The sequence below is a fragment of the Streptomyces silvisoli genome (assembly GCF_029269905.1).
In the GTDB taxonomy this organism is placed as follows: domain Bacteria; phylum Actinomycetota; class Actinomycetes; order Streptomycetales; family Streptomycetaceae; genus Streptantibioticus_A; species Streptantibioticus_A silvisoli_A.
This window is the reverse complement of sequence record NZ_JARJBC010000012.1, coordinates 177,849-201,713: the sequence shown is the minus strand read 5'-3', so window position 1 is coordinate 201,713 and position 23,865 is coordinate 177,849. Positions and strand designations below refer to the sequence as shown.

General features: G+C 70.3%; 21 protein-coding genes and 4 tRNA genes. 13 read left to right on the top strand and 12 right to left on the bottom strand.

The window, feature by feature from the left end; translation table 11 throughout:
- The first annotated feature begins 38 nt into the window (after nt 1–38).
- A tRNA-Asp gene (locus P3G67_RS20130) sits at nt 39–113 on the top strand.
- Nucleotides 114–266: 153 nt separating this feature from the next.
- Nucleotides 267–485: a DUF6274 family protein gene (locus P3G67_RS20125; protein ID WP_269858676.1), complete on the top strand. Its 219-nt coding sequence runs from the start codon at nt 267–269 to the stop codon at nt 483–485.
- A gap of 308 nt (nt 486–793) precedes the next feature.
- Here the strand turns inward: P3G67_RS20125 and bldC are convergent, their stop codons facing one another.
- Together bldC and P3G67_RS20115 are read right to left on the bottom strand one after the other, a co-directional pair.
- The gene (bldC, locus tag P3G67_RS20120) at nt 794–1,000 is read right to left on the bottom strand and encodes a developmental transcriptional regulator BldC (protein WP_003980577.1); all 207 of its coding nucleotides are present in this window, start codon (nt 998–1,000) and stop codon (nt 794–796) included.
- 477 nt (nt 1,001–1,477) lie between these two features.
- Nucleotides 1,478–2,350: a hypothetical protein gene (locus tag P3G67_RS20115; RefSeq protein WP_391858303.1), complete on the bottom strand. Its 873-nt coding sequence runs from the start codon at nt 2,348–2,350 to the stop codon at nt 1,478–1,480.
- 217 nt (nt 2,351–2,567) lie between these two features.
- Between P3G67_RS20115 and P3G67_RS20110 the strand changes: the two genes are divergently transcribed.
- Complete coding sequence (locus P3G67_RS20110; RefSeq protein ID WP_276094673.1) at nt 2,568–3,680, top strand: Leu/Phe/Val dehydrogenase; 1,113 nt, start codon at nt 2,568–2,570, stop codon at nt 3,678–3,680.
- 251 nt (nt 3,681–3,931) lie between these two features.
- On the top strand, nt 3,932–4,192 hold the full coding sequence (locus P3G67_RS20105) for a DUF3073 domain-containing protein (protein ID WP_269858673.1): 261 nt from the start codon (nt 3,932–3,934) through the stop codon (nt 4,190–4,192).
- A gap of 68 nt (nt 4,193–4,260) precedes the next feature.
- Here the strand turns inward: P3G67_RS20105 and purM are convergent, their stop codons facing one another.
- The 6 genes from purM to purS all read right to left on the bottom strand — a co-directional run bounded on the left by purM (nt 4,261) and on the right by purS (nt 11,221).
- A complete protein-coding gene (gene purM / locus P3G67_RS20100) occupies nt 4,261–5,331 on the bottom strand; it encodes a phosphoribosylformylglycinamidine cyclo-ligase (RefSeq protein ID WP_276094672.1) in 1,071 nt (356 codons plus the stop codon).
- Between the two features lie 34 nt (nt 5,332–5,365).
- Nucleotides 5,366–6,883 carry an amidophosphoribosyltransferase gene (purF, locus tag P3G67_RS20095; protein WP_276094671.1) on the bottom strand — a complete coding sequence of 506 codons (1,518 nt, stop codon included), beginning with the start codon at nt 6,881–6,883 and terminating at the stop codon, nt 5,366–5,368.
- Nucleotides 6,884–6,967: 84 nt separating this feature from the next.
- Nucleotides 6,968–7,762 carry a maleylpyruvate isomerase family mycothiol-dependent enzyme gene (locus P3G67_RS20090; protein ID WP_276094670.1) on the bottom strand — a complete coding sequence of 265 codons (795 nt, stop codon included), beginning with the start codon at nt 7,760–7,762 and terminating at the stop codon, nt 6,968–6,970.
- Between the two features lie 206 nt (nt 7,763–7,968).
- Nucleotides 7,969–10,218 carry a phosphoribosylformylglycinamidine synthase subunit PurL gene (gene purL / locus P3G67_RS20085; protein ID WP_276094669.1) on the bottom strand — a complete coding sequence of 750 codons (2,250 nt, stop codon included), beginning with the start codon at nt 10,216–10,218 and terminating at the stop codon, nt 7,969–7,971.
- 32 nt (nt 10,219–10,250) lie between these two features.
- Nucleotides 10,251–10,979, bottom strand: coding sequence for a phosphoribosylformylglycinamidine synthase subunit PurQ (gene purQ / locus P3G67_RS20080; RefSeq protein WP_276094668.1), 729 nt, complete (start codon nt 10,977–10,979; stop codon nt 10,251–10,253).
- Nucleotides 10,976–11,221, bottom strand: a complete 246-nt coding sequence (gene purS, locus P3G67_RS20075) for a phosphoribosylformylglycinamidine synthase subunit PurS (RefSeq protein ID WP_269858667.1) — start codon at nt 11,219–11,221, stop codon at nt 10,976–10,978. The genes purQ and purS overlap by 4 nt, the downstream gene beginning before the upstream one ends.
- Nucleotides 11,222–11,588: 367 nt before the next feature.
- Between purS and P3G67_RS20070 the strand changes: the two genes are divergently transcribed.
- The 9 genes from P3G67_RS20070 (at nt 11,589) to P3G67_RS20030 (ending at nt 17,746) form a co-directional block, all read left to right on the top strand.
- Complete coding sequence (locus P3G67_RS20070; protein WP_269858666.1) at nt 11,589–11,906, top strand: histone-like nucleoid-structuring protein Lsr2; 318 nt, start codon at nt 11,589–11,591, stop codon at nt 11,904–11,906.
- Between the two features lie 360 nt (nt 11,907–12,266).
- Nucleotides 12,267–12,338 (top strand) — tRNA-Gly (locus P3G67_RS20065).
- Between the two features lie 77 nt (nt 12,339–12,415).
- Nucleotides 12,416–12,491 (top strand) — tRNA-Gly (locus P3G67_RS20060).
- A 125-nt stretch (nt 12,492–12,616) separates the two neighbouring features.
- Complete coding sequence (locus tag P3G67_RS20055) at nt 12,617–13,621, top strand: ABC transporter ATP-binding protein (RefSeq protein ID WP_276094667.1); 1,005 nt, start codon at nt 12,617–12,619, stop codon at nt 13,619–13,621.
- Nucleotides 13,618–14,385 (top strand): ABC transporter permease, encoded by a 768-nt coding sequence (locus P3G67_RS20050; RefSeq protein ID WP_276094666.1) that lies wholly within the window; start codon nt 13,618–13,620, stop codon nt 14,383–14,385. The genes P3G67_RS20055 and P3G67_RS20050 overlap by 4 nt, the downstream gene beginning before the upstream one ends.
- 48 nt (nt 14,386–14,433) lie before the next feature.
- On the top strand, nt 14,434–15,657 hold the full coding sequence (locus P3G67_RS20045) for a sensor histidine kinase (RefSeq protein WP_276094665.1): 1,224 nt from the start codon (nt 14,434–14,436) through the stop codon (nt 15,655–15,657).
- Entirely contained in the window at nt 15,654–16,295 is a 642-nt protein-coding gene (locus tag P3G67_RS20040; protein WP_276094664.1) for a response regulator transcription factor, read from the top strand. The genes P3G67_RS20045 and P3G67_RS20040 overlap by 4 nt, the downstream gene beginning before the upstream one ends.
- An 18-nt stretch (nt 16,296–16,313) precedes the next feature.
- Nucleotides 16,314–16,389: transfer RNA gene (locus P3G67_RS20035), tRNA-Gly, on the top strand.
- Between the two features lie 112 nt (nt 16,390–16,501).
- Nucleotides 16,502–17,746, top strand: a complete 1,245-nt coding sequence (locus tag P3G67_RS20030; protein WP_276094663.1) for an MFS transporter — start codon at nt 16,502–16,504, stop codon at nt 17,744–17,746.
- A gap of 71 nt (nt 17,747–17,817) precedes the next feature.
- Here the strand turns inward: P3G67_RS20030 and P3G67_RS20025 are convergent, their stop codons facing one another.
- The 4 genes from P3G67_RS20025 to purD form a co-directional block, all read right to left on the bottom strand.
- On the bottom strand, nt 17,818–18,717 hold the full coding sequence (locus P3G67_RS20025) for a phosphoribosylaminoimidazolesuccinocarboxamide synthase (RefSeq protein WP_276094662.1): 900 nt from the start codon (nt 18,715–18,717) through the stop codon (nt 17,818–17,820).
- A gap of 95 nt (nt 18,718–18,812) precedes the next feature.
- Complete coding sequence (locus P3G67_RS20020) at nt 18,813–20,339, bottom strand: N,N-dimethylformamidase beta subunit family domain-containing protein (RefSeq protein WP_276094661.1); 1,527 nt, start codon at nt 20,337–20,339, stop codon at nt 18,813–18,815.
- Between the two features lie 239 nt (nt 20,340–20,578).
- Complete coding sequence (locus tag P3G67_RS20015) at nt 20,579–22,261, bottom strand: hypothetical protein (RefSeq protein WP_276094660.1); 1,683 nt, start codon at nt 22,259–22,261, stop codon at nt 20,579–20,581.
- Nucleotides 22,262–22,494: 233 nt separating this feature from the next.
- Nucleotides 22,495–23,745 (bottom strand): phosphoribosylamine--glycine ligase, encoded by a 1,251-nt coding sequence (gene purD / locus P3G67_RS20010; RefSeq protein ID WP_276094659.1) that lies wholly within the window; start codon nt 23,743–23,745, stop codon nt 22,495–22,497.
- Nucleotides 23,746–23,865: the final 120 nt, after the last annotated feature.

Below are 23,865 nucleotides of genomic sequence, written 5' to 3'. Positions count from 1 at the left end.
TCATCGCAGCGCAGGAAGTTCTGAGAGCTGCGAAACCTGGTCCTGTGGAGCAGTTTGGAGTGCTCGCCACCCTGTCAAGGTGGAGGCCGCGGGTTCAAATCCCGTCAGGACCGCAACCGGCCCACATCCTTCGGATGTGGGCTATTTTGCGTTTCCGCTCACACTCTGCCGTTCGGGGTCCGAAACCCTGGCGCCGCCGCGACCTTGACGCACCGGGAAACGGCGAGTACCTGTGGCATAAGCCCAGCGGAAGGCGGTGGACCCCGATGTCGACAGCCGTATCAGGAGACGCGCAGCGTCAGACCGCTCGAAACCCGCGACACGAGACCCGCGCGCTGCTCCGCGCCCATCTGTCGGCCGCCGCGGGCCGGGGCCATCTGACCCGCCACTGCCCGATCTGCCACCGCCTGCTGCGCCTGGCGCTGCTGGCCCCCTCGGGGGACGGGTGCCCCTCGGAACCGCGCGGCGCGGACGCCCCCAGCTGACCCAAAATCCGACAGAGCCCCCCTTACCGCATCCCTACATCGGACGGCAATACCGTCACATGTGACGGGAGTCACCGGAAGAGATGCGGAGAAGGTGGAACTTCCACCCCTTCCGTATGCCGTCAATTTAATATGTGAAATTGCACTCCCGCCGCACCGCCACCCGAACAGCTTTCGAACACAAAAAGATCGCGTCGGACCCGGCGGAGTCCGACGCGATCTAGAGGCGAACCCTGATGGGGACAGGGGTCAGGAAGTGCTTAGGCGTTCCGGGCTGGGGGACCCGGAATCGGATGTACTGGGGTGTTTCAGCTCTCGGAACGCTGCTGCGGAATGCCCGCGAGCAGAGCCCGAACCTCCGCCTCGCGGTAGCGGCGGTGGCCACCGAGCGTGCGGATGGACGTGAGCTTGCCTGCCTTTGCCCAGCGCGTGACCGTCTTGGGGTCCACACGGAACATGGTGGCGACCTCAGCGGGGGTCAGCAGCGGCTCGGCATCAGGGGTGCGAGCGGTCATGAGCGGCCTCCTCGGGAGAACCGAACCATCACGGTTCTTTCCTCTAAATTCTGCACCTTGACCCGCGTTGCCCGAAATGGCGGACGCGAGCCGAGTCGGTAATAGGACGAACGGCTTGTCCTCGGCACTACAACTACACCATCTGTCCAGCCGTGTCGGCCAAACCGATGGAATTGCCCTCTCAGGTGTTCAAGCTCGGCGGAAGCCGATGGACCGGGCCATAACGGACAGTCACGCAGGCGTGACGATCAGTCACAGTGAGATCAAAGGACCGGGACGAGACAAGAACACGCAAGTTGTCCTATTTTGACACGAGGGTTAGCTATGGAGGCAAGAGTCGGGAAACGTGCTCTCCATCACGCTTGCCCAATTGGCCGGGATCGGGACCAAGGACCCGGTCAGGTCCAGTCCAAACCCCGTTCCCGGGATAAGCGTTCGGTAAGGGTACACATCACCACGTGCGGGTCAAACGCGCGTTCAGCTCGCGTACTGCAGCTCGCGCACCCCGCGCCAGCGGGCGGTCAGCCGGGCATAGGTCTCCGCGGCCCGGGCGCCGTCGCCCTCGCGCAGCGCCGCGAGCCCCTCCGCCACCTCCGCCGCGCTGTGGTCACCGGCCAGACGGCTCTCCGGAATCGCGTGCACCAGGCCGCCGTAGTCCAACTCCACCAAGGAGCGCGGGTGGAACTCCTCCAGCCAGCGGCCGACGTCCACCAGGCCGTCGATCAACGGCCCCTCCTCCAGGCTGTCCCGCAGCACCCGCAGCCCCCGCGCCACGCGGCGGCGCGCCTGCACCATCGGCGCCCGGTAGCGCAGCACCGGCGCGCTGCGCCGCTTCTCGTCGCCGTCGTCGTCCGATGCGCAGACGCCGCCCGGCTCGAACTCCCGCTCGGCGTCGTCGAAAAGGACGAACCAGCGCACCGGCACATGCCAGGTGGCCGATCGGATCCACGGCCGGGCGTCCGGGTTGGCGACCCGCCACAGGTCGTAGTCGGCGGCCGTCTGGCGCCGTACGAGCGGCGGCAGCACCGCGTCCAGGACCGGGGCGGGCAGTTCCTCCTGGAGCTGCTCAAGGGCCAGCCAGGCGCGCAGCCGGGTGCGCCACGGACAGATGTGGGTCACCTCGTCGGCCACCACGACGAACGCGTCCTGGCTCTCGTGCACCGGAACCGGTACCGGCGGCACGGGCACCAGATCGGCCAGCGACTGGCGCAACTCGTCCTGGGCGGTGGGCAGATGGCCCGCCGCGGCGTACCGCTTCCAGTGGCTGCGCTCGGGCTCGGGAAAGGCCGCGAGAGGCTCGTAGACGCGCAGATACGAGGCGTACGGCACCGCAACCGCAGACCAGCCCACACCAGCTCCCTCGTCGCCGTCTGTATGCCGCATCGTGCCACGCCCGCCGCCCTTCCGTCTCCCATCCACCGGCCCGCTGGGCAAGGCTTTCGTCAACCCCGGGGGTGATCCGTGACACGGCAGGCGCTACAGCGTGTGAACGGGCCTAGTCTTCTGTTCAACGGGCCCTCCCCTACCCTCCCGGAGGGCTTATTCACCGACCTCGGGAGTCACCACCGTGACCGACGTACGTCCATCAGATTCCGTGGTCTCCAAGCTGTTCCGATCGGAGCAGGGGGGACACGAACAGGTCGTGCTCTGCCAGGACCGCGACACCGGCCTGAAGGCCGTCATCGCCATCCACTCCACCGCCCTGGGCCCCGCGCTCGGCGGCACCCGCTTCTTCCCGTACGCCAGCGACGAGGACGCCGTCGAGGACGCGCTGAACCTCGCCCGCGGCATGAGCTACAAGAACGCGCTCGCGGGGCTCGACCACGGCGGCGGCAAGGCCGTCATCATCGGTGACCCGGTGGTCGACAAGACTCCTGAACTCCTGCGCTCCTACGGCCGGTTCGTCGCCTCGCTCGGCGGGCGCTACGTGACCGCGTGCGACGTCGGCACCTACGTCGCCGACATGGACGTCGTCGCCGCCGAGAACCCGTGGACCACCGGCCGTTCCCCGGAGAACGGCGGGGCGGGCGACTCCTCGGTGCTCACCGCCTACGGCGTCTTCCAGGGCATGCGGGCCTCCGCGCAGGTGCGCTGGGGCGACCCCACGCTGCGCGGACGGCGGGTGGGCATCGCGGGCGTCGGCAAGGTCGGCCACCACCTGGTGGAGCACCTGCTGGCGGACGGCGCGGTCGTGGTGGTCACCGATGTGCGGGCCGACGCGGTGGAGCGGATCCGCGCCGCCCACCCCGGGGTCGAGGCCGTCGCGAGCACCGACGAACTCATCGGCGCGCAGCTGGATGTTTACGCACCGTGTGCACTGGGTGGCGCCCTGAACGACGACAGTGTGCGCAACCTCACAGCCTCGGTGGTTTGTGGTGCCGCCAACAACCAACTGGCGCATCCCGGCGTGGAGAAGGATCTGGCCGACCGCGGAATCCTTTACGCGCCGGATTACGTGGTGAATGCCGGTGGCGTGATCCAGGTGGCCGACGAGTTGCACGGGTTCGATTTCGACCGGGCGAAGGCAAAGGCCACGAAGATCTTTGACACAACTTTGGCAATATTCGAACGCGCCGCGGCCGATGGAATTCCGCCAGCCGCCGCCGCGGACCGGTTGGCCGAGCAGCGGATGGCCGACCGCACCCCGGCCGAGAGCTGGTTGCGCCCAACGGTTGACTGACGGGGTGACCCGTACCACGACCCGGCCGTCGCCCCGCCGCGAAAGAAGGTAAAATCGTGGCTGACCAGCTAGGACGGGGCCGTTAACGGCCCCTGCTTCGACGCGCGTCGTGCGGGCGACGTACCGTGTGGGCGCGGAAGCAGGTACCGTTGAAGCCCTACGGGCCGGTCTTCGCCATGGAGACCGTTCCCATTCATGAACGCGTGTCAAGACTCGGGGCCGTCGAGCCCCGCCGTTGAGGGGGTCGAGCCATGGGGCGCGGCCGGGCCAAGGCCAAGCAGACAAAGGTCGCCCGCCAGCTGAAGTACAACAGCGGCGGAACGGATCTCTCACGTCTGGCCGAGGAGCTGGGCGCATCGTCGCCGACGCGACCGGTGAAGCCGGAGCACGACGACGATGAGCGGAACAACGACCCGTACGCACGGTACGCGGATCTGTACAACACCGACGAAGACGACGATGACGAGGACGCCGAGGGGCACCACTCGTCGCAACAGCGTCGCCGCGCTTGACCCTTCGTCTCGCTCACCCGGTCCGGGCCTCGCCCGGACCGGGTTTCGTCGTGCGCCCTACCGGTGCCCTAGGCCGCGTAGTCGCCGGTGAGCGCCACCGCCTCGGTACGGTCGCCGCGGTCCTCGATCCCGCCCGCCACCCAGGCGTCCACCCCGCGGTCGGCGAGGGTCGTCAACGCCACGTCCACCGACTCGGGCGGCACCACGGCGATCATGCCGACGCCCATGTTCAGCGTCTTCTCCAGCTCCGGACGGCTGACCTCGCCCAACCTGCCGACCAGGTCGAAGATCGGGTCCGGGGTCCAGGTCGAGCGGTCGACCACGGCGTGCAGCCCGTCGGGGACCACCCGGGCCAGGTTGTTGGCCAGCCCGCCGCCGGTGATGTGGGAGAACGCGTGCACCTCGGCGGTGCGGGTGAGCGCCAGGCAGTCCAGCGCGTAGATCTTGGTCGGCTCCAGCAGTTCCTCGCCCAGCGTCCGGCCGAACTCCGGAACCTCCCGGTCCAGCGCCCAGCCAGCCCGGTCGAACAGCACATGGCGAACGAGTGAGTACCCGTTCGAGTGAAGTCCGGAGGACTCGATGGCGATGACCACGTCACCCTTTCGGATGCGATCCGCGCCCAGCAGCCGGTCCGCCTCGACCACACCGGTACCGGCGCCGGCCACGTCGAACTCGTCGACGCCGAGCAGCCCGGGGTGCTCCGCGGTCTCACCGCCGACCAGCGCGCAGCCGGCCAGCGAACAGCCCTCGGCGATGCCCTTGACGATGGCGGCGACCCGCTCGGGGAAGACCTTGCCGACACAGATGTAGTCGGTCATGAACAGCGGCTCGGCACCGCACACCACCAGGTCGTCCACCACCATGCCCACCAGGTCGTGGCCGATGGTGTCGTACACGCCCATGCGGCGGGCGATGTCCACCTTGGTGCCGACGCCGTCGGTGGCGGAGGCGAGCAGCGGGCGCTCGTAGCGCTTCAGCGCGCTGGCGTCGAACAGCCCGGCGAAGCCGCCGAGTCCGCCGACCACCTCGGGGCGGGTCGCCTTGCGCACCCACTCCTTCATCAACTCGACGGCGGTGTCGCCCGCCTCGATGTCGACTCCCGCGGCGGCGTAGCTCGCACCAGTGGTCTCTGAAGACATTGCCTTGAGATCTTTCGTTGAGGGGATACGAGCCCTACGGGCGGCGGAGCGCGTTGGCCGCGTCCGGGCCGCCCGCCAGCTCGGTCTCCAGCAGCTGCTTGCCCAGCAGCTCCGGGTCGGGCAGCTCCATCGGGTACTCGCCGTCGAAGCAGGCGCGGCACAGGTTGGGCTTGGCGATCGTGGTCGCCTCGACCATGGCGTCGATGGAGATGTAGGCCAGCGAGTCGGCGCCCAGCGACTTGCCGATCTCCTCGACTGACATGCCGTTGGCGATCAGCTCGGCGCGGGTGGCGAAGTCGATGCCGAAGAAGCAGGGCCACTTCACCGGCGGCGAGGAGATGCGTACGTGCACCTCGGCCGCACCGGCCTCGCGCAGCATCCGGACCAGCGCGCGCTGGGTGTTGCCGCGGACGATCGAGTCGTCCACCACCACCAGGCGCTTGCCCCGGATAACCTCCTTGAGCGGGTTCAGCTTGAGCCGGATCCCCAGCTGGCGGATGGTCTGCGAGGGCTGGATGAAGGTACGGCCCACATAGGAGTTCTTCACCAGGCCGGAGCCGTACGGAATGCCGCTCTCCTCGGCGTAGCCGACGGCGGCCGGGGTACCGGACTCCGGCGTCGCTATCACCAGGTCGGCGTCGACCGGCGCCTCCTTGGCCAGTCTGCGGCCCATCTCGACGCGCGAGAGGTAGACGTTGCGGCCCGCGATGTCGGTGTCCGGGCGCGCCAGGTAGACGTACTCGAAGACGCAGCCCTTCGGCCTGGCCTCGGCGAACCGGGAGGAGCGCAGCCCGTTCTCGTCGACGGCGATCAGCTCGCCCGGCTCCACCTCGCGGATGAACGTGGCGCCCACGATGTCCAGCGCGGCGGTCTCCGACGCGACGACCCAGCCACGCTCCAGGCGGCCGAGCACCAGCGGACGGATGCCCTGCGGGTCACGCGCCGCGTAGAGCGTGTGCTCGTCCATGAAGACCAGGCAGAACGCGCCCTTGACCTGCGGCAGTACGCGCTGCGCGGCGTCCTCCACGGCCAGCGGCTTGCCGTCGTCGTCGGTCTGCCCGGCGAGCAGCGCGGTGACCAGGTCGGTGTCGTTGGTGGCCGCGACGTTGGTGGCCCGGCCGTCGCCCTGCGGGAGCTTGGCGACCAGCTCGGCCAACTCGGCCGTGTTGACCAGGTTGCCGTTGTGGCCCAGGGCGATCGAGCCGTGGGCGGTCGCCCGGAAGGTCGGCTGGGCGTTCTCCCACACCGAGGCACCGGTGGTCGAGTAGCGCGCGTGACCGACGGCGATGTGGCCCTTGAGGGAGCCGAGGGAGGTCTCGTCGAAGACCTGGGACACCAGGCCCATGTCCTTGAAGACCAGGATCTGGGAGCCGTTGCTCACTGCGATGCCCGCGGACTCCTGTCCGCGGTGCTGCAGGGCGTACAGCCCGAAATAGGTGAGCTTGGCGACCTCTTCACCCGGGGCCCAGACGCCGAAGACGCCGCAAGCGTCCTGGGGGCCCTTCTCGCCGGGAAGGAGATCGTGGTTGAGTCGTCCGTCACCACGTGGCACGAGACCGAGTCTAGGGCAGGCCCCCCGATGGTCCGAACCGGGGATCGATCGAAACCCACAGGGTGACCTGCGCGGAACGCCAGGTCACCCCAGTACCGGCAGGTACCCGGAGAGATCGGCCCGCTCCCCGCTGGCCGACAGGCGCGCGGAATCCAGCGCCTCCGCCCAGGTGAGACGGCCGGTGGCCATCCGGATCCAGGTCAGCGGATCGGTCTCCACCACGTTCGGCGGGGTGCCGCGGGTGTGCCGCGGCCCTGTGACGCACTGCACGGCGGCGAACGGCGGAACCCGGAGCTCGACGGAGTTGCCAGGCGCGGCCTCGGCGAGCGCGTCGGCGAGCAGCCGGGTGGTGGCGGCCAGTGCCTGGCGGTCGACGGGGATGTCGAGGCCGGTGGCGTCGGCCAGGTCGTCGGTGTGCACGACGAGTTCGACCAGCCGGGTCACCGCGAAGTCGGCGGCGGTCAGCGAGCCCAGGGTGATGCGGACCAGCCGGTCCGGTAGCGGACCGGCCACAGCGGCTTCCAGGGCCGCCACGGCGCGGGCCAACCGGTCCGCCACGTCCGGGGATTCGTCCGCCGCCTCGCGGGTGTCCGCGTCCAGCCGGTCGGCCAGGCTCGCGGTCGAGCGGGCCCAGCGGGTGAGCGTGAGGTCCGCGGCGGCGGGGGCCTCGGCGGCCAGTACCCGGGGCATCACCTCCACCTGCCGGGCGAGGTGCGCGACGAGTTCCCGCACCGTCCAGCCACCGACCCTGGTCCGCCGCTGGAACGCCTCGGGGGCCAGCCCCCGCACCGCCTCCGCCACGGCCCCGGCCTGCGCCACCAGTGCGCGGCGGGTCTTCTCGGGGTCGTAGGAACGGCTCTTACGGCTACGAGACGGCATGGCCGCAGCGTATCCACCTGCGGCGGGGGGCGACATGTCCTTTCCAGGGCCGGGCGGCCCCGGCGGGTGCGGAGGGTTCGGACACCGCCGGGCTCCGGCGGGCTCCGCCGCGGGAGTCACCCGCCGTCGCGGCGGCCGGAGGGAAACGGCAGGCGACGCGGACGGCGTGGACCGATGGGGTCACGCCGTCCGCGATCCCGGAGGGCTCAGCCCAGCAGCGCGGGGATGGTGCCCTCGTGCGCCTCACGGAGCGCGGACAGCGGGACGGTGAACTGGCCCTGCACGTCGAGAGCGTCGCCGTCGACCACGCCGATGCGCGTGGCCGCCAGGCCGCGCGCCCGGCACATGTCGGTGAACCGCAACTCCTCGCTGCGCGGTACGGAGACGACCGCCCGCCCGGCGGACTCGGAGAACAGCGTGACGAACGCGTCCGCCCCCTCCGGGATCACGATCCGGGCGCCGTTGCGGCCCTTGAGGCAGGACTCCACCAGCGCCTGCGCCAGTCCGCCGTCGGACAGGTCGTGCGCCGCGTCGATCATGCCGTCCCGGGATCCGGAGATCAGGATCTCGGCGAGCAGCTTCTCCCGCTCCAGGTCGACCTTGGGCGGCAGCCCGCCGAGGTGACCGTGCGCGACCTGCGACCAGGCGGAACCACCGAACTCCTCCCGGGTCTCCCCCAGCAGGTAGATCAGCTGCCCCTCCTCCGCGAACCCCATCGGAGTGCGGCGGGTGACGTCATCGATCACGCCGAGCACCGCGACCACCGGCGTCGGGTGGATGGCGGTCTCGCCGGTCTGGTTGTACAGCGAGACGTTTCCGCCGGTCACCGGAGTGCCCAGCACCTGGCAGGCGTCGGCGAGACCACGCGTCGCCTCGGCGAACTGCCACATCACGGCCGGGTCCTCGGGCGAGCCGAAGTTGAGGCAGTCGGAGACGGCCAGCGGCCTGGCGCCGGTAGCCGCGACGTTCCGGTACGCCTCGGCCAGCGCGAGCTGCGCTCCCGCGTACGGGTCGAGCTTGGCGTACCGCCCGTTGCCGTCGGTGGCCACCGCCACGCCGAGGTTGGTCTCCTCGTCGATGCGGACCATGCCGGAGTCCTCCGGCTGCGCCAGCACCGTGTTGCCGAGTACGTACTTGTCGTACTGAGCGGTGATCCAGGACTTCGACGCCTGGTTGGGGCTGGCCACCAACTGCAGGAGGGCGTCGCGCAGTTCGTCGCCGGTGGCCGGGCGCGGCAGCCTGTTGGCGTCGTCGGCCTGGAGCGCGTCCTGCCACTGCGGCCGGGCGTACGGCCGCTCGTACACCGGTCCCTCGTGGGCGACGGTGCGCGGCGGCACGTCGACGATCTGCTCGCCGTGCCAGTAGATCTCCAGCCGGTCGCCGTCGGTGACCTCACCGATGACGGTGGCGATGACATCCCACTTCTCGCAGATCTCCAGGAAGCGGTCGACGTTGCGCGGCTCGACGACCGCGCACATCCGCTCCTGGGACTCGCTCATCAGGATCTCCTCGGGGCTGAGCGTGGCGTCGCGCAGCGGCACCGTGTCCAGCTCGATGCGCATGCCGCCGGTACCGGCCGACGCCAACTCACTGGTGGCGCAGGACAGTCCGGCACCGCCGAGGTCCTGGATGCCGACCACCAGCTTCTCCCGGAAGATCTCCAGGGTGCACTCGATGAGCAGCTTCTCCTGGAACGGGTCACCGACCTGGACCGCGGGCCGCTTGGTCGGTCCGGTCGACTCGAACGTCTCCGAGGCGAGCACCGAGACACCGCCGATGCCGTCGCCGCCGGTGCGGGCGCCGTACAGGATCACCTTGTTGCCCGGCCCGGAGGCCTTGGCGAGGTGGATGTCCTCGTGCTTCATCACGCCCACGCACAGCGCGTTGACCAGCGGGTTTCCCTGGTAGCAGGAGTCGAAGACCACCTCGCCGCCGATGTTGGGCAGGCCAAGGCAGTTGCCGTAGCCGCCGATGCCCGCGACCACACCGTGCGCGACGCGCTTGGTGTCGGCCTCCTTCGGGTCACCGAACCGCAGCGGGTCCATCACCGCGACCGGGCGGGCGCCCATCGCCAGGATGTCGCGCACGATGCCGCCGACGCCGGTGGCCGCGCCCTGGTAGGGCTCGATGTACGAGGGGTGGTTGTGCGACTCGACCTTGAAGGTGACCGCGTAGCCCTGGCCCACGTCGACCACGCCGGCGTTCTCGCCGATGCCGACCAGCATCGCCGAGCTCTCCGGGGCCTTCTCGCCGAACTGCCGCAGATGGACCTTGCTGCTCTTGTACGAGCAGTGCTCGGACCACATGACCGAGTACATGGCCAGCTCGGCGCCGGTCGGACGGCGGCCGAGGATGCCGGTGATCCGCTCGTACTCGTCGGGCTTGAGGCCGAGTTCGGCCCACGGCAGGGCGGTGTCGGGGGTCTGTTCGGCGTTCTTGACGGTGTCGAGGGTCATGCTGCGTCCTTTGGTGCCCTCGCTGCGCTCGGTCACGTGTTCACCAACCGCTTGAGGATCGAGGTGAAGAACCCGAGGCCCTCGGTCGTCGGGCCGGTCAGCGGCTCCACGGCGTGCTCGGGGTGCGGCATCAGGCCGACGACGTTTCCGGCCTCGTTGGTGATGCCGGCGATGTCGCGGCGCGAACCGTTGGGGTTCAGCTCCAGGTAACGGGCGACGACCCGGCCTTCGGCCTCCAGCATGTCCAGGGTGCGCTCATCGGCGACATAGCCGCCCTCGCCGTTCTTCAGCGGGACGGTGATCTCCTGGCCCTGCTCGTAGTCCGCGGTCCAGGCGGTCGAGGCGTTCTCGATCCGCAGCTTCTGGTCGCGGCAGATGAAGTGCAGATGGTCGTTGCGGGTCAACGCGCCGGGCAGCAGATGGGATTCGCACAGGATCTGGAATCCGTTGCAGATGCCCAGGACCGGCAGACCCTGCTTTGCGCCCTCGATGATCATCTCCATGATCGGCGAGAACCGGGCGATGGCGCCGCAGCGCAGATAGTCCCCGTAGGAGAAACCGCCCGGCAGTACGACCGCGTCGACCTGCTGGAGGTCCTTGTCCCGGTGCCACAGCGAGACCGGCTCGGCCCCGGCGAGCTTCACCGCGCGCAGCGCGTCCCGGTCGTCGAGCGAACCGGGAAAGGTGACAACTCCGATCCTGGAGTTACCGAGGCCCGAAGGGCCGCCTTTGGGGGTGGTGGGCGACGGGTGGGCGGTCACGAGTCGACCCTGACGGTGAAGTCCTCGATCACGGTGTTGGCGAGGAAACTCTCGGCGATCTTGTGGATACGGGCGAGGGCGTCGTCATCGATCGGCCCCTCGACTTCGAGTTCGAATCGCTTGCCCTGGCGAACGTCCGAGATGCCTTCGAAGCCCAGGCGAGGAAGTGCGCGCTGCACCGCCTGTCCCTGGGGGTCGAGGATCTCGGGCTTGAGCATGACGTCGACTACGACGCGTGCCACGTGCACTCCCGGTGGTGTGGTGCGTGAGGTGACCTCGAAGGTGGCGACTGTGACGACCTCCGAAGTGCTCTCAGCGTACCCGGCCGAAAAATCTACGCGCATAGATATCCCCGTCACCCCATCACGGTTATGCATCGACCGGGGTAACCTCTGTGGAAAGCGCAAGGAAAACCGTATGGTCCCGATTGCGGCGCGATGAGGCAGGGAAATATGCCACAGCTTCCGCTCGTAATACCGTCCCTTGCGCAAATCAAAACGCATTGACCCCGACCAGTCGGCTACGGCACATCTCCGCACGTCAGGGCGGACGACATGGGTACCTGGTACGTACCCGTGCAGCCGTTGCCGCACGAAAGGACCGATATCCATGGCGCAGCGCGTGGTGGTCTCCCTCTCCGACGACATCGACGGCGGCGAAGCAGAGGAAACGGTCGCGTTCGGCCTTGACGGCAAGTCTTACGAGATCGACCTCTCCGCCGCGAATGCGGACAAGCTCCGCGACGCGCTGATGCCTTACCTGCAGGCGGGGCGCCGCCGCAGCCGGTCGGGCAAGACGTACAAGCGGACGTCGGTCGCGCCGGACCCGGCGGCGGTGCGGGCCTGGGCGCGGTCCCACGGGTTCGACGTGCCGCCGCGAGGGCGGATCCCCAAGAAGGTGTACGAGGCGTTCGACGCCGCGCGGTGACGGTTCGATCCCCTGCGGCCGGAAGCCGGGGGCGGCCTCCCGTCCCCGGCCGGGGGTTGCGGTGGGTTCGGTACCGCCGAGACCGCGCCGTCCAGGCTGTTCGCCATCGCGGATTTCTTGGGGCGAGGGGGCAAGCCCCCCGAGCCTGTCCGGAGACCCTGGGCGGCCCCGAGCCCCCAGACGGACAGAGGTGGGCGACTGCGACCTGGCGCCCACGGCGCCGGGTCGAATCGGACTTAAGCCTCCATATGCAGCCATCTGCCCGGCAGTTGAGGGCTCGATTGGACAGCAGCCCCCGGTGATCAGCTAAAGTCTGAAGCGCGCCGGGGGCGAGGCCGAAAGGCCGAACCACCGAACCGCGCGGGTGTAGCTCAGTAGTAGAGCGCCCCTTTTCCAAAGGGGAGGCGCAGTGTGCGATTCCTGTCACCCGCTCCGACGGCCCTACCGGTCGATTCGATCAGGTAGAGTGGTCAGCGCGCCGGGCGGTGAAAGCCGCTCGGAGGCAACCTGCGGACGTAGCTCAGTTGGTAGAGCGCAACCTTGCCAAGGTTGAGGTCGCGAGTTCGAGCCTCGTCGTCCGCTCCAGCGAAAGGGATCCACCTCGTAAGAGGCGGGTCCTTTTCTTTTTGCGTTACTCCGATGACAAATGTCATCAGCACTGATGACACCGCGCACCGTCCAACGCCCCGCCGCGGCGGAACGCTGATGTCATGCACACCGACACTGACCGGCAGGTGATCGAGGTCACCGCACTGCGCCGCCGCTACGGTTCGTTCCGGTCCAGGACCACCAAGAGCGCCACAACCGCCAACGGCACCAAACGCCCCATCGGCACCGCCACCCCCACCGGCTTCGAAGCCGTCCGCGGCATCTCCTTCACCGTCGCCCGGGGCGAGCTGTTCGCCCTGCTGGGCACCAACGGGGCGGGCAAGACCTCGACCGTCGAACTGCTAGAGGGGCTGGCCGCACCCTCCGGCGGCCAGGTCCGGGTACTCGGCCACGACCCGTACCGGGATCGCGCCGCCGTCCGGCCGCGGATCGGTGTCATGTTGCAGGAGGGCGGGTTCCCGTCCGACCTGACTGTCCTGGAGACGGCCCGCATGTGGGCCGGGTGCACGACCGGCGCGCGGCCGGTGGCCGAGGCGCTGGACATGGTCGGCCTCACCGCGCGCCACCAGGTGCGGGTCAAGCTGCTCTCGGGCGGCGAACGGCGCCGACTGGACCTGGCGTTGGCCCTGCTCGGCAACCCGGAACTGCTGTTCCTGGACGAGCCGACCACCGGCCTGGACGCCGAAGTGCGCCGGGAGACCTGGGAGTTGGTGCGGCGGCTGCGTGACCAGGGCACCACCATCGTCCTGACCACCCACTACCTGGACGAGGCGGAGGCGCTGGCCGACCGGCTGGCGATCATGCACCGGGGCCGGATCGTGGCCTCCGGCACCCCGGCCGAAGTGACCGCGGCGCGCCCGGCCCGCATCCGGTTCGAGCTGCCGCCCGGCGTCTCACCGGCCGAGCTGCCGCTGTCCGTACCCGCTGCGGCGACCGGCCGCAGGGTGGAGGTCCGCACCGAGCGGCTGCAGGCGGCGCTGACCGAACTCCTGCTGTGGGCAAGGGACAAGCAGGTCGAACTCGTCGGCCTGGACGCCCGGTCCGCCTCGCTCGAAGAGGCGTTCCTGGACATCGCCGCGGGCGAGAGGGGGGAGCTGGCGGCATGAGCACCACCACGATGACGCGGATGGCGGCGCTGGGCCGGGCCGAGGCGACCTTGCTGTGGCGCAACCGGTCGGCGGCGTTCACGGCCCTGGCCATGCCGCTGGTCATGATCTACGCGATGCACGCCACCACCGCCAAGGTGAACGTCGGCAGGGTCGGCATGACCGCCACGGGGGTGTCGGTGACCGGCGGGATCGGCATGATCCTTGCCTTCGCCGTCTACGCGAACCTGGTGCCCGCGTACGTCACCCGGCGCGATGAGCTGGTGCTCAAGCGGCTGCGCACCGGAGAGCCGACGGACCTGGAGATCCTGGCCGGTACCGCGCTGCCCTCGGTGGTCGTGGCGCTGGCGCAGTGCGCAGTGCTGGTCGTCGCGGGAACCGCGATGCTCGACCTGTCCGCACCCCGGCGGCCCGAAGTGCTGCTGCTCGGCGTGGTGTTGGGCATACCGCTGATGGTGGCCTGCGCCGCCGCGACGACCATCGTCACCCGTAGCGCGGAGGTCGCCCAGCTGACGACGATGCCGTTGTGGTTGGTCTCGCTCGCCGGTTCCGGGCTGTTCGTACCGCTGGAGATCATGCCGCACCAACTGGCCGACGTCTGCCGTCTGTTGCCTATGACCCCGGTCGTGGACCTCTTCCGGGCGGGCTTCCTGGGGGGCGCCGGCGCGATGCGGGTGGTGCGGGACGTGCTGACCGCGGGGGTCTGGCTCGGTCTCGCGGGGTGGTCTGTGCGACGGTGGTTCCGCTGGGAGCCGAGGCGTTGAGGGGTAGGTCCGGTGTTGGGTTGGGGGAAGCGGAGCGGTGCCGGGCGGGTGGAGCTGTACAGCCGCTGTTCGATGTACGTGACGTTCGGGCTGTTCACGCTCGGTGGGATGTCGGTACTCCTCCCGGGCCTGGCCACCTTCCGCCGGCACCCGTGCGCGCTGCTGCTCACCCCGCTGTCGATGCTACTGCTGCTCTGCCAGGGCGCCTTGGCCATCGCCTTGAACAGCCAGGCGCTCGACCACTACCTGAAGCTACGCGAGGCTCCGGGCCGAAGGCTGACGATCGGGTTGGCGGCGGTGTCCGCGGCGGTGCTGTCGTGTGTGGCGGTGTCGCACGCGGCCGGAGTGCTGGCCTCCTGGGTGGTGGTGGAGGCCGTGATGTTCAGCATGGCCCTGCTCACCGGTCCGTTCTCGCTGCTGATGCCGATCCGGCGCACCGTGTGGGTCTCCGCCCTGGCAGTGGTGACGGTGTCGGTCGTGGTCGGGGTCACCGGACGGGGAGTGGCGCCCCTGGCCGGCAGCCTGTTCATGGGCGCGGTCGGCAGTGCGTCGTTCGGCTTCTCCTCCAGAGGGTGCGGCTGGATCCTGTCGGTGCTGCGCGAGTTGGAGCAGGCCCGTGACGTGCAGGCGCGGCTCGCGGTGGCCGAGGAGCGGCTGCGGTTCGGGCGGGACCTGCACGATGTGCTCGGCCGCAACCTCTCGGTCATCGCGCTCAAGAGCGAGCTGGCGGTCCAACTCGCCCGCCGGGAGCGGCCGGAGGCGGTGGAGCAGATGATCGAGGTGCAGCGCATCGCCCGGGAGTCGCAGGGCGAGGTACGCGACGTGGTGCGCGGCTACCGAACCGCCGACCTCGACACCGAACTGGCGGGCGCCCTGTCGGTGCTGCGCGCCGCCGGGGTGGACTGCCGGGTGCACGGCGACGACGCGTCGGCGCTGCCCGAGCGGGCGCAGTCGGTGCTGGCCTGGGTGGTCCGCGAGGGCACCACCAACGTGCTGCGGCACGGCGACGCGCGGCGCTGCGCGATACGGCTGCGGGCGTGTCCGGACGGCGCGGCGGTGCTGACGATGGAGAACGACGGGGTGGACGACCGGCCGACGGGCAAGGGAAACGGCATCGACGGACTACGCGAGCGGCTCACCGCGGTGGACGGCACACTGACCGCCGAGCGCCGGACGGGCGGGGTGTTCCAGCTGACCGCCGAGGTGCCGAGGGCGACCGCGCCGGACGAACCGCGGTCGTACCGAGCGGTCACGGCAGGGGGAGCGGGATGAAGGCGCAGGACCAACCAGCCGGGGACACGGCGCCGGTGCGGGTGCTGCTGGCCGACGACGAACACCTCATCCGGGGCGCGCTGGCCGCGCTGCTGTCGTTCGAGGAGGATCTTCGGGTGGTGGCGGAGGCGGCCTCGGGGCCGGAGGCGTTGGCGATGGCCCGGGCACACCGGCCGGACGTCGCCGTACTGGACCTGGAGATGCCGGGCGCGGACGGTGTGACAGTGGCCACATCGCTGCGCTCCGAACTCCCCGACTGCCGAACCATGATCGTCACCGGGCACGGCCGCCCCGGCCACCTCAAGCGCGCGCTGTCCGCGGGGGTACGCGGTTTCGTACCGAAGACCGTCTCCGCGCAGCGGCTCGCCGAGATCATCCGTACCGTGCACGCCGGAGGCCGCTATGTGGACCCGGAGTTGGCGGCCGACGCGATCAGCGCGGGCGACTCCCCGCTGACCGCCAGGGAGACCCAGCTGCTGGAGCTGGCGGCGAACGGCGCGCCGATCGCGGAGATCGCCGAGCGCGCCGCGCTGTCGCCCGGAACCGTCCGTAACTACCTCTCGTCGGCGGCGGCGAAGCTCTCCGCGGAGAACCGCCATGCGGCGGTGCGCATCGCGCGGTCCCAGGGTTGGCTATGATGGTGCTCAGCAGCGCACGCGGACGTAGCTCAGTTGGTAGAGCGCAACCTTGCCAAGGTTGAGGTCGCGAGTTCGAGCCTCGTCGTCCGCTCCAGTAAGCGAAGGCCCCGGTTGGCTGACCAACCGGGGCCTTCGTGTATTCCGCTTCGGCGTGGGCCATGATCAGAACGTTGACATGGGCCTGACCTGGGCATAGTTTCCGCAGAATGCTGAGTACGGTACGGGAGCAAGCGCGCGGCCTGACCAAGGACCAGCGCAACGCGTTCGTCGCGGCCTATCTGGGCTGGGCGATGGACGCCTTCGACTACTTCCTCGTGGTCCTCGTCTACAGCGAGATCGCCGACGAGTTCAAGGTCTCGCTGACCGACATGGCGTTCCTGACCACCGCGACGCTGATCATGCGGCCGGTCGGCGCGCTCGTCTTCGGACTGTGGGCCGACCGGCGCGGGCGCCGCGTACCGCTCATGGTCGACGTGCTGTTCTACTCCGTCGTCGGCTTCGCCTGCGCCTTCGCCCCGAACTACACGGTGCTGCTGGTGCTGCGGCTGCTGTACGGCATCGGCATGGGCGGCGAATGGGGTCTCGGCGCCGCGCTGGCGATGGAGAAGATCCCGGCCGAGAAGCGCGGCTTCTGGTCCGGGATGCTCCAGGGCGGCTACTCCTTCGGCTATCTGCTGGCCGCCGTCGCGTTCCTCTTCATCGAACCGGCCTTCGGCTGGCGCGGCCTGTTCGCGTTCAGTCTGGTCCCGGCGCTGGTGGCGCTGTTCGTACGGACCAGGGTCGAGGAGAGCGAGGTCTGGGAGCGCACGGTACGGCTGAACGCCACTCCGGCCCGTGAGGTGTTCCGCAACCCGACCGTGCTGCGGCGGTTCGTCTACCTCGTCGCGCTCATGACCGCGTTCAACTGGATGTCGCACGGCACCCAGGACGTCTACCCGACCTTCATCAAGAAGGGCCTGGGGATGTCCGCGGACACCGCGATCGTGATCGCCATCATCTACAACACCGGCGCGATGATCGGCGGCCCGCTGCTGGGCGCGTACTCGGAGCGGCTCGGCCGCCGCCGGGTGATCACGATCGCCGCTGCGGCCGGGCTGCTGGTGGTTCCGGCCTTCGCCCTGTCGACCACCGCCGGGTGGCTGGCGGTCAGCGCGTTCCTGATGCAGTTGTGTGTGCAGGGGGCCTGGGGTGTGATTCCGGCGCACCTCAACGAGCTGAGCCCGGACGCGATTCGGGGCTTCTATCCCGGCGTCACGTATCAGCTCGGCAATCTCATCGCCGCGCTGAACCTGCCGATTCAGGAGGCGCTGGCGAAGCAGTACAGCTATCCGACGGCCCTGATGGTGACGATCTTCCCGACGCTGGCGGTCGTCATCGCTCTCAGCGCCTTCGGCAAGGAGGCACGGGGCGTCCGCTTCGGCACGGAGTCGGCTCCGTCGGGGCTCACATAGTTCTTCGCGGGGCGCCCCGACCCACAACCAACCGTGCGCAACGCCGGGTGAGGGCCGACGGGAGAGGCCCCCTACGCCCAGGGCGTACCCGTGAGCCGCTCGTACGCCTCCACATACTTCGCCCGGGTCCGCTCGACGACCTCCTCCGGCAGCGCCGGAGGAGGAGCGTCCGCCGACCGGTCCCAGCCGGAGGCGTCCGACGTCAACCAGTCCCGCACGTACTGCTTGTCGAACGACGGCTGCGCGCGCCCCGGCTGCCAGCCGTCCGCCGGCCAGAACCGCGAGGAGTCCGGCGTCAGCACCTCGTCCGCCAGCACCAACTCCCCGCCCTCGTAGCCGAATTCGAACTTCGTGTCCGCGAGGATGATCCCCCGCTCCCGGGCGATGTCACGAGCCCGCCCGTACACCGCGAGCGTCGTCTGCCGCAGCAGCGCCGCGGTCTCGGCGCCCACCTGGCGGGCGACCTCCTCGTAGGAGACGTTCTCGTCGTGCTCACCGACCGCCGCCTTCGTCGCCGGGGTGAAGATCGGCGCGGGCAGCTCGGATCCGTCGACCAGCCCCTCGGGCAGCGCCAGTCCGCAGACGGTACGGTCGCGCTCGTACTCCTTGAGGCCGGATCCGGTCAGGTAGCCGCGGGCCACACATTCGACCGGGACCATGCGCAGGGACTTGCAGACCATCGTGCGGCCCGCCCAGTCGGCGGGCGCCCCCTCGGGCAGGTCGGTGGAGATCACATGGTTGGCGACCACGTCGGCGAGCTGCTCGAACCACCACAGGGACAGCTGGGTGAGGATCCGCCCCTTGTCCGGGATGGCCGTCGGAAGCACCCAGTCGTACGCCGACATGCGGTCGCTGGCGACCATCACCAGCCGCCCCTCGGCGTCCTGGTAGAGGTCACGGACCTTGCCGGTGTGCAGATGCACCAGGCCCGGTACCTGCTCGGGCTCGGGCTTCTCGACGAATCCGGACACGGTTCCTCCACGTGGGTTGGTCCAAGTGCCCTGATTCTCCCGTACCCGCCGTCCGGCCGCGCGGCCCGGGGTCGGTCACCCTTTCCAACCCCGGTTCAGTCCCGCTTGCAGATGCGGTCCAGCAGGTTGGCGGTGGCCCGCTGCACCCGGGGGTCGACATGGCCGGGCCGGTCCAGCGCCGGCGACCAGGCGAAGGTGCCGGAGGCGAAGACATACGCGCCGCTGGGCGCCCGGTACAGCGAGGTCTCCTGGTGCACCCGCGCCCCCTGGGTGTCCTCGTACGGGGAGTGTGCGAGCAGGATCCGGTCGGTGTACTCCGGCAGCGCGGTACGTGGGAAGTAACGGTCCGCCTCGCCCGCGACCAGGCCGGGCAGTTCGTCACCCTCGTCGGCGCCGGTCGCCTGCCACAGCCAATGGTCGGCGTTGCGCACCACCAGCGGCGACGGTTCGGGTACCCGGCCCGCGTACTGCACCCCGAGCAGTTGCTGTTCCGGCTCGCCCATGTCCCGCCACAGCGCGGTGCGCCAACGCGGATCACCGGGGTCGCGGCGCCGCTTGCGGCAGGTGAGCAGCCGGTCGGGGGCGGACGCGGGAGAAGGCCCCAACTCGATCTGCCAGTACATGGTGTTGGCGGACAGGAACACCAGCGAGGTGCCCTGGTCCCGGGCCCGCTCGACGGCCCGGCGCATGGACACCGACCAGTACTCGTCGTGACCGGGGAAGACCATGCCCCGGTAGCGGCCGGGGTCGATGCGTCCGGCGTGCAGATCGCGGGTGTCGGCGTACGCGAGGTCGTAGCCGTAACGTTCGGCCCAGCGGATGAAGTCGTAGGCGTGGCCCACGTGCAGCGGCAGGCCGGCACCCGCGTAGGGGCGGTCGAAGGAGACGGTCACCGCGGCCGCCTCCTCGCCGAGCAGTCGGCCCTCCTGGTCCCACGCGTGGTAGAGGCTGGCGCCGGTGCGGCCGTCCTCGGGATAGAGGTTGTACGCCTGCCAGGTGATGTCTGGCAGCACCAGCAGCAGATCGGCGGGCCGGGAGTCTCGAACGGTGAACGGGACGTGGCTGCGGTAGCCGTCGGCGGTGGTGAGCACCGCGACATAGGCGCCGGTGTTCCAGTACGAGGGGACCTGCAACCGCCAGGACAGCCACCAGTGGTGGCAGGAGACGGTGCGCCCCGCGGCCAGCGGCGGCGGCTGGACGATGCCGGACAGCCGGGGGCTGGTGGTGATGTGGGCGGCGCCGTCACCGCCGTAGTGCCCGATCCGGTAGACGTCGACGCTGAACTGCTGCGGCGGATCGACGGTGATGTGGAAGTCGACGCTCCCGCCGGGCACGACGGAGCCGGACGAGGCGAAGCCCTTGATCTGCAGGCGCACGTCATCGGCGTTGCGCGGTCCCGACACATGCCTGCGCATCGAGCGCTGCTCGGGAACGCGTTCGCCGTCGAGGGCGTCCATCGCGTCGATGGCGGCCAACTCCACGTACCAGGGCAGCAGTTGCCCCGATCCGTCCAGGTAGTACTCCCGGCCGCGCAGCCAGGGCAGTGGCCCCTGGCCGAAGGGGTCGGTCACGGCGTGCGCGAGGGCCCCGGAGTCCCAGCGCCGGATCTGGTCCGTCCCCACGAAAATCCCCTCCCCGCCTTGTCCTGCTGGCGGTGCGCCTGCTGTTTGCCCCAGCACATCACACAATGCGGTCCGTCCATCACCCTTAGTGGCTAATTATCGGAACAGATTCGCGGTGAAGGGTCCATTTCCGGTCATCTGTGCTGTCTGCCGAGATGTGACCGATGAGACCGATGTGAGGTGAGCCGGGCAGTGTGGCGGCCGCTAGCGGGCCGTCGGTGGAGCCACCAGCCGTCGAATCAGACAAGCCGCACCGGCTTCTCCAGGCGGACCCCGACCGCGTTCAGCCAGGACCGCAGTGGCGCGGCGTCCCCGTTCTCCACCAGCCGCAGCACCGGCCAGGACAGGTCAGACCGAGGTGTGCCGCCGACCAGCAGCGCCGGACCGTCCAGCCAGTCGAGCCCGGGGGCGGCGCCTGCGGTGTCCACGGCGGCGCAGCACACCATCGCGGTGACGTGGTCGGTGAGCAGCTCACGGCCGGTGCGCGGCGGAAGCAACTGGTAGACGGGGGTGGCCGGGTCGCCCTCCGGGCCCACGGCGGCGGTCGGCACGGTGGGCCCCACCAGCGTTTCGGCCTGCGCCTGTTCACGTTCCTCGCGCGCCTGCAACACGCTGATCCGGGCCGCGAGTTCCTCGCTGCCGCCCTGCGAGAGCCGGTCCAGCACACGGGCGAGGGTCGCCTTGGCAGGGCCGTGCCCCTCGCCGATCCCGGCGCCGTCCGGCACTCCGGCGGGCGGCGACAGCTCGTCCAGCACCCGGTGCAGCCGCGCGGCGTCGCTGCGCCATATGCGGTCGACCACCTCTTCGGGGTACGCCTCCCAGGCGACCGGGGACCAGCCGATGGCGGGGCGCGACGGGACGCCGTGGAAGAGGCGGGCGGCGAGCAGGGAGGCCGCCTCGTCGATCGTGCCGGGCTCTTCCAGCAGGTCGCAGGCGGGACGTTCACCGAGTCTGCTCTCGAAGCCCTCGGCCAGCCGGTCCCGGCGGGACAGCTCGGTGAGCGCCGAGACCACGCCCGCGTCCAGCCGGGACGGCCAGCGGCCCATTCGCCAGGCGGGCAGCGCCACCCGGGTGAGCAGCCGGTCCCACCCGGCGTACGCCAGGCCGACCTGCTCCTGGGCGACGATCCGCAGCCCGTAGTCCACCGCCTGCGCGCGCTCCGAGGCCGCCGCCGCGACCGCGCGCTCCATCTCGGCGATGTGCGCCCGGCAGCCGCGCAGCAGCAGCCGGGCCACCCAGCCGATGAACGCCAGCGCCGGGCGCCGGACCATCCGGGTCAGCCCGCCGCGCCCGCCCGGCACGGCGGCACCCTGCGCCGACACCGCAACGGCGGCGTCCAGCCCGCGTACGAAGCGCCGGGCGGCGGCTATGTCCGGGTCGGCGGACGGGCCGGTGCCCGCGACGACCGGGGCGAGCAGCGCGCGTAGCTCGGCCACCCGCATCCACCACATGAACGGCGAGCCGATGACCAGCACCGGGGCCTGCGGCGCCCGGCGCGCCAGCCGACGGCCGGCACGGCCCGTGCGGTGCCGCTGGTGGCTGCGGTCCTCCAGCCAGCTGTCGCAGTCCGGGGTGAGCGCTATCGCCGACGGCGCCGGTACCTGGAGGCGTCCGGCCAGGTCACGCACCATCCGGTACAGCTCGGGCGCGGAGGACTCGGCCACCGGGACGGTCGGGCTGACGGCGGGCCTGGCCCGTACGATCACCGCGGCCACTCCGCCCGCCAGCACCAGCACCGCAAGCGCGCCGCCCAGTACGGCCCAGCGCAGCGCGTCCCAGCCCCCGCCGCCGATCCGGCCGGTGGCACCGGCGACCAGCAGCACCACCGCGAAGGCGGCGGGCAGCAGGGCGACCGCCAGCGCGGTGCTGCGGATGCGGAGCACCGCGAGGGCGCGGGTGCGTGCTGCGTCTTCACCGGCCACCGAGCTGTTCACCCCCTAGCTGAGAAGGCCCCGCTGAGAACGAGACGCCGACGGCGTTGCTTCATCCCCCCACTGTGGCACTGCCCACTGACATCGCAATGCGGTGCGGCCAGTTGCCTTAAGGGCACGGCTGGAGTCCGCATGCGGGGCACCCTAGTTGCGAGCGGGGGCCGCGTCAGCCGGATGGGCAAGGGCTCACCCGATGGTGGCGCTCCGGAGCAGGAGGCTCCGTTTCAGCCCTCCGCCGCCGCCTTGGCGATGTCCCTCCGGTGGTGTGATCCGTCCAGGTGGATCAGGTCGACACCGGCGTACGCACGCTCCCGAGCTTTGGCCAAATCCGTACCCGTCGCGGTCACGGACAGTACCCGGCCGCCCGCGCTCACCACGCGTCCCTCTGCATCACACTTCGTACCCGCATGCAGTACATACGTATGAGGGTCGTTGGACGGCACCGCCTCAAGCCCCTCGATGGGGTCACCGGTGCGGGGGGTGGCGGGGTAGTTGTGCGAGGCGATCACGACGGTCACCGCCGCGCCGTCGCTCCACCGCAGCGGCGGCTCCTCGTCCAGCCGACCGGTCGCCGCGTTCAGCAGCACACTCGCCAGCGGGGTCTTCAGCCGGGCGAGCACGACCTGGGTCTCCGGGTCGCCGAAGCGGGCGTTGAACTCGATGACCCGCACCCCGCGCGAGGTGATCGCCAGGCCCGCGTACAGCAGACCGGCGAACGGCGTGCCGCGCCGGCGCAGTTCGTCCACCGTGGGCTGGAGCACGGTCGACATGACCTCGTCCACCAGCTTCGCGTCGGCCCACGGCAGCGGCGAGTACGCGCCCATGCCACCGGTGTTCGGGCCCTGGTCCGCGTCGTACGCCCGCTTGAAGTCCTGCGCGGGCTGCAGCGGCAACACGGTGGTGCCGTCGGTGATCGCGAACAGCGAGACCTCGGGGCCGTCCAGGAACTCCTCGATGACCACGCGGTCGCAGGCCAGCGCGTGCTCCCTGGCGGTCGCCGGGTCCTCGGTGACCACCACGCCCTTGCCCGCGGCGAGCCCGTCGTCCTTGACGACGTACGGCGCGCCGAAGGCATCGAGCGCCCTGTCGATCTCCTCCCGCGTGGTGCACACGTAGGAACGGGCGGTGGGCACCCCCGCGGCGGCCATCACGTCCTTCGCGAATGCCTTGGAGCCCTCCAAGCGGGCCGCCTCGCGGGACGGTCCGAAGCACGGGATGCCGCGGGCGCGCACCGCGTCGGCGACGCCGGCCACCAGCGGGGCCTCCGGGCCCACCACGACCAGGTCGGCGGCGAGCCGGGCGGCGAGGTCTGCGACGGCCCCGCCGTCGAGCACGTCCACCGGGTGCTGTTCGGCGAGCTCGGCGATTCCGGCGTTGCCGGGCGCGCAGTGCAGGGAGGTGACGTCGGGGTCGAGGGAGAGGGCGCGGCACAGGGCGTGTTCGCGGGCGCCACCGCCGATTACGAGGACCTTCACGGGGTCAGCCTAGTTGCGGGGGTCTTCCCCCACCCAGCCGCCCTTTCTCCCCGCTTCACTCTTTCGGGTAACACGTCGAGGCGCATATACCCGACCACACGGCACTTTCGGGCGGAATTC